Annotated in this window: 13 protein-coding genes; 10 read left to right on the top strand and 3 right to left on the bottom strand. The window is 45.2% G+C overall.

Annotated elements, in window-relative coordinates; all coding sequences use genetic code 11:
• Positions 1-8 precede the first annotated feature (8 nt).
• Positions 9-332 carry a DUF1825 family protein gene (locus tag H6H02_RS06585; RefSeq protein ID WP_190815822.1) on the bottom strand — a complete coding sequence of 108 codons (324 nt, stop codon included), beginning with the start codon at positions 330-332 and terminating at the stop codon, positions 9-11.
• A 107-nt stretch (positions 333-439) separates the two neighbouring features.
• Entirely contained in the window at positions 440-736 is a 297-nt protein-coding gene (locus H6H02_RS06580) for a hypothetical protein (RefSeq protein WP_190534971.1), read from the bottom strand.
• Between the two features lie 276 nt (positions 737-1,012).
• Between H6H02_RS06580 and H6H02_RS06575 the strand changes: the two genes are divergently transcribed.
• Both H6H02_RS06575 and H6H02_RS06570 read left to right on the top strand, forming a co-directional pair.
• Positions 1,013-1,396, top strand: coding sequence for an NINE protein (locus H6H02_RS06575; RefSeq protein ID WP_190534968.1), 384 nt, complete (start codon positions 1,013-1,015; stop codon positions 1,394-1,396).
• 11 nt (positions 1,397-1,407) lie between these two features.
• The gene (locus H6H02_RS06570) at positions 1,408-1,950 is read left to right on the top strand and encodes a helix-hairpin-helix domain-containing protein (RefSeq protein ID WP_190815994.1); all 543 of its coding nucleotides are present in this window, start codon (positions 1,408-1,410) and stop codon (positions 1,948-1,950) included.
• A gap of 76 nt (positions 1,951-2,026) precedes the next feature.
• On the opposite strand, the gene lepB is transcribed toward H6H02_RS06570, so the two are convergent.
• Complete coding sequence (gene lepB, locus H6H02_RS06565) at positions 2,027-2,551, bottom strand: signal peptidase I (RefSeq protein ID WP_347342575.1); 525 nt, start codon at positions 2,549-2,551, stop codon at positions 2,027-2,029.
• Between the two features lie 592 nt (positions 2,552-3,143).
• On the opposite strand from lepB, the gene H6H02_RS06560 reads away from it, so the two are divergent.
• The 8 genes from H6H02_RS06560 (at position 3,144) to H6H02_RS06525 (ending at position 12,873) form a co-directional block, all read left to right on the top strand.
• On the top strand, positions 3,144-4,052 hold the full coding sequence (locus tag H6H02_RS06560) for an XDD3 family exosortase-dependent surface protein (protein WP_199329020.1): 909 nt from the start codon (positions 3,144-3,146) through the stop codon (positions 4,050-4,052).
• A gap of 90 nt (positions 4,053-4,142) precedes the next feature.
• On the top strand, positions 4,143-5,603 hold the full coding sequence (locus H6H02_RS06555; protein ID WP_190815818.1) for an S-layer homology domain-containing protein: 1,461 nt from the start codon (positions 4,143-4,145) through the stop codon (positions 5,601-5,603).
• 297 nt (positions 5,604-5,900) lie between these two features.
• Positions 5,901-6,953 (top strand): SGNH/GDSL hydrolase family protein, encoded by a 1,053-nt coding sequence (locus H6H02_RS06550; protein ID WP_190815816.1) that lies wholly within the window; start codon positions 5,901-5,903, stop codon positions 6,951-6,953.
• Between the two features lie 801 nt (positions 6,954-7,754).
• On the top strand, positions 7,755-8,879 hold the full coding sequence (locus H6H02_RS06545) for an SGNH/GDSL hydrolase family protein (protein ID WP_190815814.1): 1,125 nt from the start codon (positions 7,755-7,757) through the stop codon (positions 8,877-8,879).
• An 87-nt stretch (positions 8,880-8,966) separates the two neighbouring features.
• On the top strand, positions 8,967-10,040 hold the full coding sequence (locus H6H02_RS06540) for a M28 family peptidase (RefSeq protein WP_190815811.1): 1,074 nt from the start codon (positions 8,967-8,969) through the stop codon (positions 10,038-10,040).
• 70 nt (positions 10,041-10,110) lie between these two features.
• On the top strand, positions 10,111-10,575 hold the full coding sequence (locus tag H6H02_RS06535) for a CBS domain-containing protein (RefSeq protein WP_190815808.1): 465 nt from the start codon (positions 10,111-10,113) through the stop codon (positions 10,573-10,575).
• A 96-nt stretch (positions 10,576-10,671) separates the two neighbouring features.
• Positions 10,672-11,337, top strand: coding sequence for a phycobilisome degradation protein NblB (nblB, locus tag H6H02_RS06530; RefSeq protein WP_190815806.1), 666 nt, complete (start codon positions 10,672-10,674; stop codon positions 11,335-11,337).
• A 711-nt stretch (positions 11,338-12,048) separates the two neighbouring features.
• Positions 12,049-12,873, top strand: coding sequence for an exosortase-dependent surface protein XDP2 (locus H6H02_RS06525; protein ID WP_190815803.1), 825 nt, complete (start codon positions 12,049-12,051; stop codon positions 12,871-12,873).
• Positions 12,874-13,001 lie beyond the last annotated feature (128 nt).

Below are 13,001 nucleotides of genomic sequence, written 5' to 3'. Positions count from 1 at the left end.
CAAAATCTTTAGGGTTGGCTGGACAGTTCGGATTTCATCCGCTCTAAAGTGAGGTTCATTTGGTCAAACATTTGAGCCGGAGTGATGCCAAATTGACCAAGCTGGGTATGTAGCTGCTGTACTGTCATTTGAGCCATGAAATCATCAGATAGCTCGAATCGCTTCATAAAGACGCGATAGCGATCCATCATGGCTTCCATTTGCTCAATGAAAATCTTTTTTCCTTCCAGATCAAATTTGCCGTAGTGGCTTCCCAGTTGGATCAGGGATTGATAATCTTCAAACAGCTGCTTGGCTTCTTGCTGAACAATTTCTGAATCAAAAAATCCCATAGCCTTTTATTTTTCCCGTTAATGGGCTTCCCCGCCAAGGAGAAGTTTACTGCTTTGAGTATCATTTTAGTGCAGCCCAATGTTTCCGTTATATTCGGTTTTCCGTATTAACGGCGATCGCGCTCTAAATCCTCGATCGCTTTTTCCCAATACCATTCCTCCGATTTACCCGGATGCCTCTGTTTTACCCGCTCCACTAGCCGCATCGCAGCTGCCCTATCCCCACTCAACAGTCTCAGCAGCTTGTTTTGTAGCTTAATGGTGGGTTGGCGACGCTGATGCTTACTTTGCTTAACGGATGATTGTTTAGCTGAAGATTGTAAGTTGCGAAACTGCCAGAAAAAAATAGCTAGCAGCAAAATCAAGCCGAGTAAGATAGCAATACCGATTGTCCAAGATGGCATCTTATCACCTGCCTACCATTGACAAGCTTTTAGTAAAGCATATCCAGTTTTTGACTAATCATCAGCGCCCAGCATCTGCAAGCCTTCTCAAGGGAGAAAATCAATATTATGGAAGAAGACAATTGCTTCCATCGCAAGTATGGTCTCGATAGGAAAATTCTCTGCTTTCCCTAAGCTTTTTTGCGGAAAATTTGGCAGTAAAATTTGGCAGCAGCTTCAGGAAGCAGGAAATCAGTCTGCAAGCAAGAGCCAAGGGGTCATGGAGTGGTGCGGTTCATGTTAACAAAGGCAAAAAATCGAAAAGTTGCAGCTATCTTGGCGTTGGTGGGGGCAGTGATACCCGTTGCTGGATTCCACAAGTTTTATATGGGACAGCCGGTATGGGGTCTGGCTTATTTGCTCTTGTCGTGGGGGACACCGATTCCTCGGATTGCTAGCGCGATTGAAGGGTTTTGGTATTTAGTGCAAGATGGGGATGAGTTTGACCGGAATTTTAATCTGGGCGTGGAACCGGCTGCCTCCTCCGTCGGCGTCGATCCCGATCGGGTGGGTGCGATCGCAGATGCCTTGCGCCAACTGGACAGCCTGCGGGAAGAGGGACTGATCTCAGAATATGAATTTGAGCAAAAGCGCCGTCAATGGCTCGATCGCATCGCTTGACATTTATGGGAATGTTTGAATGGCTACCACCCGCAGCTCGATTAAATCCAAATTTGCAGTCAATTCGGGGCAGGATTTTGAACGATCCCTACTACCGCCTGCAATCCACTCAAGAAATTGCGATCGCAGCGGAACTTGGTATCAAGATTGATGCAAATCAGGCAAGTGTAGACGATTGGCTGAGATTACCAGGGTTATCAATTCATCAAGCGCGATCGCTCGTTTCCCTTGCTCGATCTGGCGTTCAATTTTTCTGCATAGAGGATATTGCAGCAGCACTAGGAATGCCACCCGCTCGGCTAAAACCTCTAGAGGCAGTGATTAGATTTTGTTACTACGACGACTCTAGTTTGGCAACGCCGCAACTCATCAACCCGAATACAGCGTCTGTCGAAGAACTGATGCAGATTCCATTGATTGACGCGGTTCTCGCCGTCACAGTAGTGCAAAATCGTCTCGTTGCGGGGTCGTACCGCAACCTAGTTGATTTCCAGCAACGGCTATCGCTTCCTGGAAATCTAACTGCCCAATTAATGCATTATTTGCGATTTTGAATAACTTATTGGGAAAAGTGATGAGTTTTCAGTTTTGAATTGAACACACATAAAACTCATCACTCAAAACTTTGACTTAAGTGCGGCTAATCCGGCTAAGAGGCCAGAAGCGGAAGAAGGCGCGACCAATGATATTTTCTTGGGGTAAGAAGCCCCAAACGTGGGAGTCGTTGCTGTTATTACGGTTATCTCCCATAACTAATACCTGGTCTTCAGGCACCAGCGCTGGTCCCCACTGATATTCTGGGGGTTCTGCGATGTAGTCTTCCTGGAGAGGCGAGTCATCCACGTAAACCTTGCCATTTTGAACTTTAACGACGTGACCCGGTGTGCCAATCACCCGTTTAATAAAGGCTTGGTCTTTCGCGTAGCCTTGAATTTGCAATTTCTGGGGAGGGTCAAAAACTACGATATCGCCTAGGTGGGGTGCCTGAAAGCGATAAGAGACTTTTTCCACTACCAAGCGATCGCCCACTTGCAAGGTCGGCAGCATAGAGTCAGAGGGGATATAGCGGGGTTCTGCAACAAATGTTCGGATAAAAAGAGCTAAACATAGCGCAATCAACAGAATTTGCAGGTTTTCTCTTAATTGTTCCCATATTCCCCCTCCTGCTGCATTTTTTTCTTTGTGTCCGCCGGAATCTACCCGTTTGGGTTGCTCTTGGTTTGTCTTCTCAGCAACAACTGCCTCAGTTTGATTGACTACATCCTGGGAAGAAACATCTGCCTGAAGCTCAGGCGGAAGTCCCAGTTGGGTCGAGTTTGAGGTAGCAAATTGTGGAGATTCGTTGACGGCGGCTAAATCCTTTTCCTCAGATGCCATAAAAGTTTCAACTAAAAATATCTGGCGTTGTTAGCCACAGAGACAGTCTTGGCTTGTTTCAGCTCTCAGCCAAGATACCACGCGACCTCTGGTTTAGATCCATTGGATTTAAGCAGACTGTAATACTTCTCAATTTTTAAAGATTCTTCTTGTGCTTATTTAAATGGATTTACTGAGTCTATAAACTAAGCTTTATGTTTTTACAAAAAAATACTGACTTAATATATACACTTTTATAAAATCTTTGCGTTTTTGAGGTTTTGCCAAAAACAAAAATTTCCGAGAAATTATCTAGAGACAATCAACAAAGTTACTGTTACAAATTAAGAAATGACATAAACTTAGGGCAAACGAAAGGAGTTTTCATAATATGAAATTGCGTAATATTGCAACCTTAATGGCTGGTGCTACGGCGACTCTCTGCTTTATTTCTATGACTGGACAGCAGGCTAACGCGGGAACAATACACAAAGATTGGAACTATAGCATTGATGCCTTTAATGATGGCTCTGGTGGGTCAGCTTATGAAATTAAAGGGATGGCAATCAAGGAAACCAGTGACAGCATTTTTGTCGCTCTGACTGGTGGTACGCCCTTGACAGGAACTTACGCGAGTGGCGCTGCTGACAAAAACATTGGTTGGGGAGATTTATTCTTCAATTTCACTGATAAAACTTTTAAAGCTGCCAGTGATGCAAACAGTTTGTTTGGGATTCGCTTTGCTGGGACTAACGACTCAATAGTTTCCAGCACTGGCGTCTACAAAAATGTCCAAGCTGCTAGCGTCACTGCAACGAACGACGGATATAGCAGTTTGAAGCAATACTATGATTCTGGATGGAATAAACAGAATACTCAAGGGACGGACTTGGCTACTAAAACTGATGCTTATGCATACTTCGGGGAAGGTTCTATTCTCAATGTAATTGGCTCAGGTACAAAAGTGGGTGACATTACCATGCTCACCGCCTCTGCATTGAGTGCCGCTGGGCTTGATTTTAGTCACTTTTTGGCAAGTGGAGATCAAACCATTGGGTTCCAGTTGAACAAGTCTCTTCTTGGCTTTGGAGACTACGTTGCTAACATGTTTCTTGAGTGTGGCAATGATGGCGTTGCACTGGCTGGAGCAATTTTGCCACCAGCGCCAGTTGTTGCAGTAACTCACCAGGTACCAGAGCCTACTGGAATTGCGGGTATGGCTTTAGTTGCTCTAGCGTTTGTAGGCAGTCAACTGCATAAGCGTTTTCACGAGAAAGTGACGCTAGAGTTAGACTCTTAGAAAAAGATTATGGCTTTTGAAAGCAACTAACAGGAACTTAACCAAGAACTGGAAACTGTCTTCACTATCTGCGCTAGCGTAGGAAGGAAGATGTGTTCTCCAGTTTTTGCTGTGTTATTTTCTAAACGTCCTGTTATACTTACCGGATTTATTGGTTGCTTGCTGATTTCCTTAAGTGCTTGCGCCAATAGTACCAACAGTGAAGCACTAGAGCGATCGCTCGCAGCAGACCCTAAACTTAAGGACAATCCGGCTGCGTTTGGGTTGCCATCTCAAAATAACTCTCCGAACGAAACGCTTGTTGCACTTCCCTCTGATTTCCCATCGGAGATTCCCGTCTATCCAGAGGCTCAGCTGCAAGAAGTCACTCCATCAACATCCGATCCCAATCAAGGACAGACCCTTCGTTGGACGACTACTGACCCCAGCAACTCTGTCCAAAGCTTTTACCAGAAGGAATTTCAATCGAATAACTGGGAAATTGTGAGTCAGCCAACTGAGACTGAGGAGGGTGCTGTTCCTCCAACAGATACCTTAGTAGCTCGCCAGAATAACCTGAAAGTTACCGTTTCCATCCAGTCAGGTTCGGGTAGTAATAGTTTTATCTCAACACCCTCACCGACTCCAGCGGCTGCTGCTAATAGTCCAGCGAGTAGTGCAGCTAGTACCACACAATTTACGATTCAGTATGTCCGCGACGGCAGCGCAGCAGCAGCACCGTCATCGAGTAACTCAGAGGTCGCCAGTCAGCCAACGGCTGAGGCAACAACAGACAAGCCGGGGTCTCCTTCTCAACCCTCTGTATTTACAGATATCAACAAAGCACCCCAAGAATTACGTCAGTACGTAGAAAACCTGGCAGTGTTGGGGGTACTTTCGCTCAACTCTGGTGGTTCCAAGAGTAATTCAGCCGCAGGCGAACAGTTTGAGCCAAATAAAACCATCACCCGCCGCCAGTATGCGCGTTGGTTGGTAGCTGCGAATAATCAGATTTATAGCAATAGTCCGGGCAAGCAAATCCGTTTAGCATCAACAGATGTCCAACCGGCTTTCCAGGATATTCCCCGCAGCGACCCTGATTTTCCTGCAATTCAAGGTTTAGCGGAGGCAGGTTTAATTCCCAGTCGGTTGACGGGTGATGCTACCGCTGTGTTGTTTCGCCCCGATGCACCGCTTACCCGCGAAAACTTGATTCTCTGGAAAGTGCCCCTAGATACCCGCCAGACCTTGCCCACGGCTTCGGTTGACGCGGTGAAGCAAACGTGGGGATTTCAGGATGCAGGTAAAACTGAGCCGAAGGCGTTGCGGGCAGTATTGGCAGATTTTCAAAATGGGGAATTGGCAAATATCCGGCGGGTTTTTGGGTATACGACGCTGTTCCAGCCGAAAAAACCCGTGACGAGGGCTGAGGCTGCGGCGGCTGTCTGGTACTTTGGCGCTGAAGGTGAAGGGGTATCTGCTCAAGATGCTTTGCAGAGCCAGCGTCAACAGAGCCAGCCATCAGCAACATCTACGCCGGAGCCTACACCGTCAAGTTCTGCTAATCAATAGCTTGACAATTAAAAGCAGTCAATGAAGCGATCGCAATTAGGCAAAGCCCTTACTGGAGGTAAGCGATCGCTTCGTGCTTTCTTTGGAATACAACAGCTCCCCTTTGAGAAGCGTAGGTGGAGGCAGTGTCAGAATCTATTAAAAAATCTGAAAGAATAAATTATAATACTGCCCCTGTGGGTTTTCACTGAAACTAGCCTTAAATTCACATAAACTTTATATTATTTGGCGAGAGGTTTGCAAGAACTTCATCCAAAACTCTATAGAGTTGGAGAAAATACGGAGAAAAAGATAACTATGAAAAAACAAATTCTAGCCACAGGATTTGTGCTTTTTTCTTTCCTATTGCCACTTAAAGCAGTAGCGGCGTCCTTTGATAAAATGTACGTCTTTGGTGACAGCCTCTCAGATCCTGGCAATGTGTTCAATCTTACAAAAGGATTCTTTCCCCAAACTCCACCCTACTATCAGGGACGTTTTTCTAATGGCCCAGTCTGGGTGGAGGCTTTAGCCGATAAGTTGGGATTAGCTCCGGCTCTGTTTACCAACCTTGCGGGAGGTGCTAGCTCTAGCGATGGCATTAACTTCGCTTCCGGTGGTGCTACCTCAGGAACCAGTAACATCATTATTAATTCGCTTTTGCCGGGATTGCAGACGGAAATCGACTTCTTTAAGAGTGTTTTGGCGCAAACCAATCAATCTGCTGACTCAGAAGCTCTATATATAGTCTGGGCGGGTGGCAATGATTACGTCGGTGGCGTTACAAATCCGGCTGAGCCAGTCCAGAATATATCGGCGGCGGTGACATCGCTTTTCAACCTTGGCGCTCGAAATTTCCTCGTGGCTAATTTACCAGATTTGGGAAAGGCACCCATCGGTCTTAGTGGTGGTAGTAATGTGTCCAACGGTCTCAACCAGTTGACCGAATTGCATAACTTGGGCTTGAGCGGGACTCTTGCTGGTTTGAGCAAGTCATTAACGGGAATCAACCTCAAATCCCTCGATGTCAATTCTTTATTTAACAATGCCATCACAAATAAAGAGAAATTTGGTTTCACAAATGTGACTGACTCTTGCCTAAAAAACTACGCTCCTCCCTTGGATTTAAACTACGAGGTATGCGATAACCCAGACAGTTTTTTGTTCTGGGATGCAATCCATCCTACAGCCGCTGGTCATAAGCTAGTGGCAGACTTAGCATTTGCAGCGCTGACACCCGCATCCGAACCTCAAAAAAGCGTTCCGGAACCGGCTTCGGCATTAGGGATATTAGCCTTCGGGGCTTTAGGAGCAGGTTCGCTGCGGCGACACAAACCGAAAAAAGCCAGCTCAATAAAAACTGAAGGATAAAGGATGAAGACTCAAGGATGAAGGCGTTCCTGTTAAAGCCAAATTCACCGTTCATCCTTGATGTTTTACACTTGATAATTTTTAGATTTTAGGGACTCCTGACCTCAAATAATATATTTTCTAAATTAAATAAGCTTATCAATAATTTACGTAATTAGTATTAGTTTTAAGCGAGTGCTGATATGTCTTTAACTCACGACAAATATTATATCCTTGAACAGGAAAACTTTTAAGTAAAGATAATTTGCAGGGAAAGGAAATAATGAAATGTTTCTCATTCTCCTAGCAGTTAGAGCAGTTGAGGTATCAAGGGTTTAAATTAATTTAGCAAGTTTTAAATGGGCGAGAAATCATCCTAATAATTGATAAAACAAGCGACCGCAAAAAAAGAGATGAGATGGATGATGTCAAACCAGTCTTAGATTAGAAACCTAGGCAAGATTGAGAATGGGATTGTAGCGATCGCATCTGATGGAGTAATGGACATAATTCTCCTACCGTTGACCTTTGAAGCCTATAAAAATTGAAGAATTTCTCCAAGCTGGATATAGCTGGAGATAGATAGTTGAACTAACTGAAAATTGCCACTCATATAATTTAATTAAAAATTACAAGTTTTGGGCGTTCCTACACCTCTACAAATGTAAAAATTCCTATTGTCTGCTACCTAGAATGGCAGAAGAGCGATGGTAGAGAAAATGTATCTTTAGAGAGAAAAGTTTTTAGCTGTCAAATAGCAATTTAGTAAAAGACTAATTGACAAATAAACTTATTCACTAGCCTAACTACAGAAAAAACACAATGTCCTTCCAAAAAGTGTTTTCTAGCCTGAGGGTAGTATTTCTTGTGAGTGCGTTACCCCTCAGCGCGATCGCTGGGTTGCCAACAGCAGTAAAAGCAGCAAGCTTATCGCCTCAGAATTTTAATGAAATTTATGTTTTCGGTGACAGCCTTTCAGATGATGGAAATCTGTTTGATACTACGAAAGGATATATTCCTACAAGCCCGGTTTACTCGGATGGACGTTTTTCCAATGGCCCAGTTTGGGTAGACTATCTCGCCCAATATTTAGGATTAACCTCAAATTCCAATATTAATCTCGCTTACGGTGGTGCAACTACGGGAGACAGTAACGTTTTGAACAATATCGTTCCTCGTGTAGTGTTGAATTTACCGGGCTTGCAGCAGCAGATTAATAACTTCAAAAACGCCAATTTACCGGCTAATCCGGATGCGTTATATATCGTATGGGCGGGTGGCAATGACTACATCGGTGGTGGCGTAACTAATGCTGCCATACCAGTCGGAAATTTATCGACGGCAGTAACGTCACTTGCTACATTCGGCGCTAAAAATATCATGGTGGTCAACTTGCCAGATTTGGGGAAACTCCCGGACACCCGGACAAACTCGAATTCAGCCAATCTCAGCGCCTTGACAGCAACTCATAACTCCGGGTTAGCCGCAACTCTCAATGGTTTGAGCCAGAACCTAGGTGACAGCATCAATATTATCTCCCTTGATGCTAATTTTCTATTCGATCGGGTCATCGCTAATCCGAGCGAATTCGGTTTGAGAAATGTTACTGAGGCTTGTTTAGACAAATTATTTGCCTGTGCTGTTAATGCAGACAAGTTTTTGTTCTGGGACAACATCCATCCGACGACGACTGCTCATAAGATATTAGGAAAATATGCCTTTTCAGTGCTAGGGCAACAGACTGAGGCATCTGCGATCGCTAGTAATAATCAGCTATTAAGACAATCCGCCTCTGCAACGCTGACGCCTGCACTGGTTTCCGACTCCCAGAAAAGCGTTCCTGAACCGGCTTCTACGTTCGGTATATTAGCGTTTGGTGCTTTAGGCGCGGGTTTGGTGCTGAAACGCCAACAGACAAAAGCCAGCTCAATCAAGACTGAAGTATAAAGGATGAAGACTCAAGGATGAAAAGGTTCGTGTTAAGGCTAAATTTCACCTTTCGTCCTTGATATTTCACACTTCATACTTTTAGGCATGGCTTTGTTGGATTACGACAATCTATTTAACACCATTGAAGAATTAGTGCTGCACCATTCTCCCAGCGGTGCGGAAGAAGAAATTGACCAATTGTTGATGAGTCGATTTAAAGCGCTGGGAGTCGAAGTTTGGCAGGATAATGCCGGGAATATCATTGCGAAAATTGCCGGTCAAAAGCAAGACAGAGGCATCGCTATCACCGCCCACAAAGACGAAATTGGCGGAATTGTCAAACAAGTCGGCGACGAGGGACGGGTAGAAGTCCGCAGGCTGGGAGGCGCGTTTCCGTGGGTTTATGGTGAGGGCGCTGTAGATTTACTGGGAGATGAACAAACGATTACCGGGATTCTGTCTTTTGGATCGCGCCACATTTCCCACGAATCTCCCCAAAAATCCCAGCAGGAAGACAAACCAGTGCGCTGGGAAGACGCTTGGGTGGAAACCAAATGCACCTCCGAAGAATTAGAAATAGCTGGAATTCGACCGGGAACCCGAATGGTAGTCGGGAAGCATCGTAAGCGTCCGGTGCGGTTGAATGATTGGATTGCCAGTTACACGCTGGATAATAAAGCGTCCGTCGCAATTTTGTTAGCGCTGGCTGAAACGGTAAAACAGCCACCAGTTGATATTTATCTGGTGGCATCTGCGAAGGAGGAAGTCGGCGCAATTGGCGCAATGTACTTTACTCAGAAGCAGCGTGTAGATGCTTTGATTGCGCTGGAAATCTGCCCTTTGGCTCCGGAATACCCAATCGCCGATGGGAACGCGCCGGTGCTGCTTTCCCAAGATGGTTACGGGATCTACGATGAAGCTTTAAATTATCAGTTGCGGCAAGTTGCCAAGAATCTGAAGATCCCCGTGCAATTGGCGACGTTGAGCGGTTTTGGCAGCGATGGCTCAATTGCAATGAAGTTCGGTCATGTTGCCCGTGCTGCGTGTCTGGCGTTTCCGACGCAAAACACACATGGCTACGAGATTGCCCATTTAGGCGCGATCGCAAACTGTACACATATCCTTCGCGCCTACTGCGAAACCGACTTTAGCCCTTCGTCAACAGCAACTGATAACTGACAAAAGACAATTGATCCCTGCAATTCCTTACAATTAAGCCAGTTATCCTGTGACAGCAGTTAAGCCTTGTATGCCCAAAACTGTAGCCGATGTTATGAGTCGTGACCCAATCGTGGTACGGCCTGAAACGCCTCTCAAGGAGGCAATCCAAATCTTGGCAGAACGACACATCAGCGGTCTGCCAGTAGTCGAACAAACTGGCAAATTAGTCGGCGTTATCTCGGAAACTGACTTGATGTGGCAAGAAAAAGGGGTAACTCCTCCGGCTTACATCATGTTTCTAGATAGCGTGATTTACCTGCAAAATCCAGCCACTTTTGAACGAGACCTGCACAAGTCTCTGGGGCAAACGGTTGGGGAAGTAATGACCCAAGATGCCATTACCATTACCGAGGAAAAACCTTTACGGGAAGCCGCTGCGCTGATGCACGAGCGAAATGTTCGCCGCTTGCCGGTGATTGATAAAAATGCTCAGGTGATTGGTATCCTCACCCGTGGGGATATTGTGCGAGCAATGGCATCTGAGGTGGATTAATCCTGGTCATTAGTCATTGGGAGTTTGCCGCAAAGGACTCATGACTAATGACTCATAACAAGTGACAACTGAAAACTAATCAATAATCAAATAATAATGAGCATTACCCCTGAGTCTGTTAGAGAATTGCTGGGTTCAGAAAATTTTGGCGATCGCATTCGTGGCATTAACCAGCTGCGCCAGCTGGAAAGGGCGATCGCGTTTGAGCTGGTGCAACCCGCTGTGACAGACAGCAACACTCGCGTTAGATATGCTGCTGTCAGCCAGATGGATACTCTGGGACAAGAAGATTTACAAACATCTTTGAGTGTTTTGCGCGATCGCTTATTCAATGACTCGGAAGCAGATGTCCAAGCTGCTGCCGCTGATGCTTTGGGAGCGCTACAGTTAAAAGAAGCTTTCGAGGACTTGCAGCAAGTTTACAATCAAACCCCAGAGTGGCTCGTTAAGTTCAGCATTGTTGCGGCTTTGGGAGAAATGGGCGACAGCAGAGGGTTTGAACTCCTAGAAGAAGCCCTCACCTCTGGTAACGAATTAGTCCAAACTGCTGCTATCTCTTCACTGGGAGAACTCGGAGATCCGCGTGCAGTTCCCCTGATTGCTCCCTACTCTACCCATTCGGATTGGCAGATCCGCTACCGGGTGGTACAGGCGCTCAATCGCCTAGGTGGCGCAGAAGCACGCTCGATATTAGAAGCTCTAGCGAAAGATGAAGTCGAGCAAGTAGCTCAGGAAGCACAAACTTGTTTAAAATCTGCTTAAATAGCCGGTTAAAGTCACTCTAAAATTACCCTAAGCTGATATAATCTGCTTTTTTCTGGAAGTTAAACGGGCGAAGCCTTCCTCATCGTTAACTAGAGATTTACCTCCAACAGGGGAAAAGCTTCGCCCGTTCCCGCATCTCTTTTCTAAGTATTTTTTCTTACTAACTGTTAGCTTTAGTGTTTGTTTTAAGCCATTTCCTGCGTATTCCCCGCAGTTAGAGTATTGGGTTTTCAGTAATTTCCCGCAGATTTAGTTTTAATCCATTAAACCAGACTTTAGTAAACCGTATTTCTACGGAAAATATATAGATTTTTTTTATTTGGTTGTTGAAAATCAGGATACATACATAGTCTTGGTTCCAGAACTTGACTTCACCCCAACTTTACACGTTTCTGTAAAAACTACGGGTGATGTTAAAGAGTCAGTAAAGATACGTCCGAATGATTGCTATCTACTCGAAAGATTCCCTATATTTAGGAAGAACAAAGCCAAGCATATTTACTCGGTCTCCTGAGTTTGCTACTAAAAGCTAGAGTCATTTCTTAGATAACCAGTCTTCGTTCATCAGGTGCTTAAGTAGTTTCCAACGCAATCATCCGTAACACTCAAGTAAACTACTAGGTTCAACTAAAAAATAGCAACATGACTCAAACGCTAAATATGCGGACATTTAAAATCTTGAACTTCGGATCAATTAAGGTGAACCAGATGAAACTTCAACAGACTTCAGCTTTTATAAGCTTAGTGGCTGGCAGCCTTCTAGCTTTTTCGGCAACTTCGGCTCAAGCTTTCTCTCCTTTTGATTTTGGCACCACCTTCTCTCCAAAGCCTGCTGACCCCAAGAAGGATATCAAGCTAGAGGCAGTTACTTTTGATGGCGCTACAATCAAAGACTTCTTGCTGGTTACAGATGCCAAAATCATCAAAAATGACCATACAACTGGTCAACAGCAGGGTCCAGCCAGTTCCGACCACGGCGATGGTACAGTCAGCGACCCCTCTCTGCCGCAGGGACCTAAAAAGGAAAACCCCACGGCTGCTGATATCGTTGCTAGCTTAGGCAACTTGAATCTCAACAGCATCATTGATACTGAAGACGATTATGCAACATCTATAATCGAAGTTTTCTTCGGGCAGGCAACAGACACATTCTTCTTCTGGGAACGAGGCAATCCAAAGGCTGGGGATACTCAGACAGCTGGAAACAGCGATTTATTCGTTGAGTCTCTGGATAAATTTGGAAACGTGCTAGAGGCGTTCAAGATTACCAGAGATATGTGGGAGTATGCTGGCTTCGATATCAACACCAAAGAAATCAACGAAAATCAGAAAGTTGGTTCTTTAGGTCTGAAAGCGACACAGAAAGCTGTGGGTCTTCGCCTGTCAAGCTTCAAGGGTCATAATGGTCCTGACTTTAAGGTAGTTGCTCAAAATGTGAGCGTGCCTGAACCAGCAAGCCTTGCGGGTTTAGGAATGGTAGCAGGTGCTTTAGTAGTTTCTCGCCGCCGCCGTCAAGCTGCTAAAGTTTCCTAATTCTTCATTGTTTTAAACAATGCACAGATTAGCCGGGATTAGATGCTGAACAAGGCTTCTAGTCCCGATTTTTTTGCCAATTTAGAGAAAATTGCGGGTGAGGTAGACTGCCGAACCCCAAATAATAT

The sequence above is a fragment of the Coleofasciculus sp. FACHB-1120 genome, from assembly GCF_014698845.1.
Lineage (GTDB): Bacteria > Cyanobacteriota > Cyanobacteriia > Cyanobacteriales > FACHB-T130 > FACHB-T130.
This window is presented reverse-complemented; position numbering and strand designations above follow the sequence as displayed.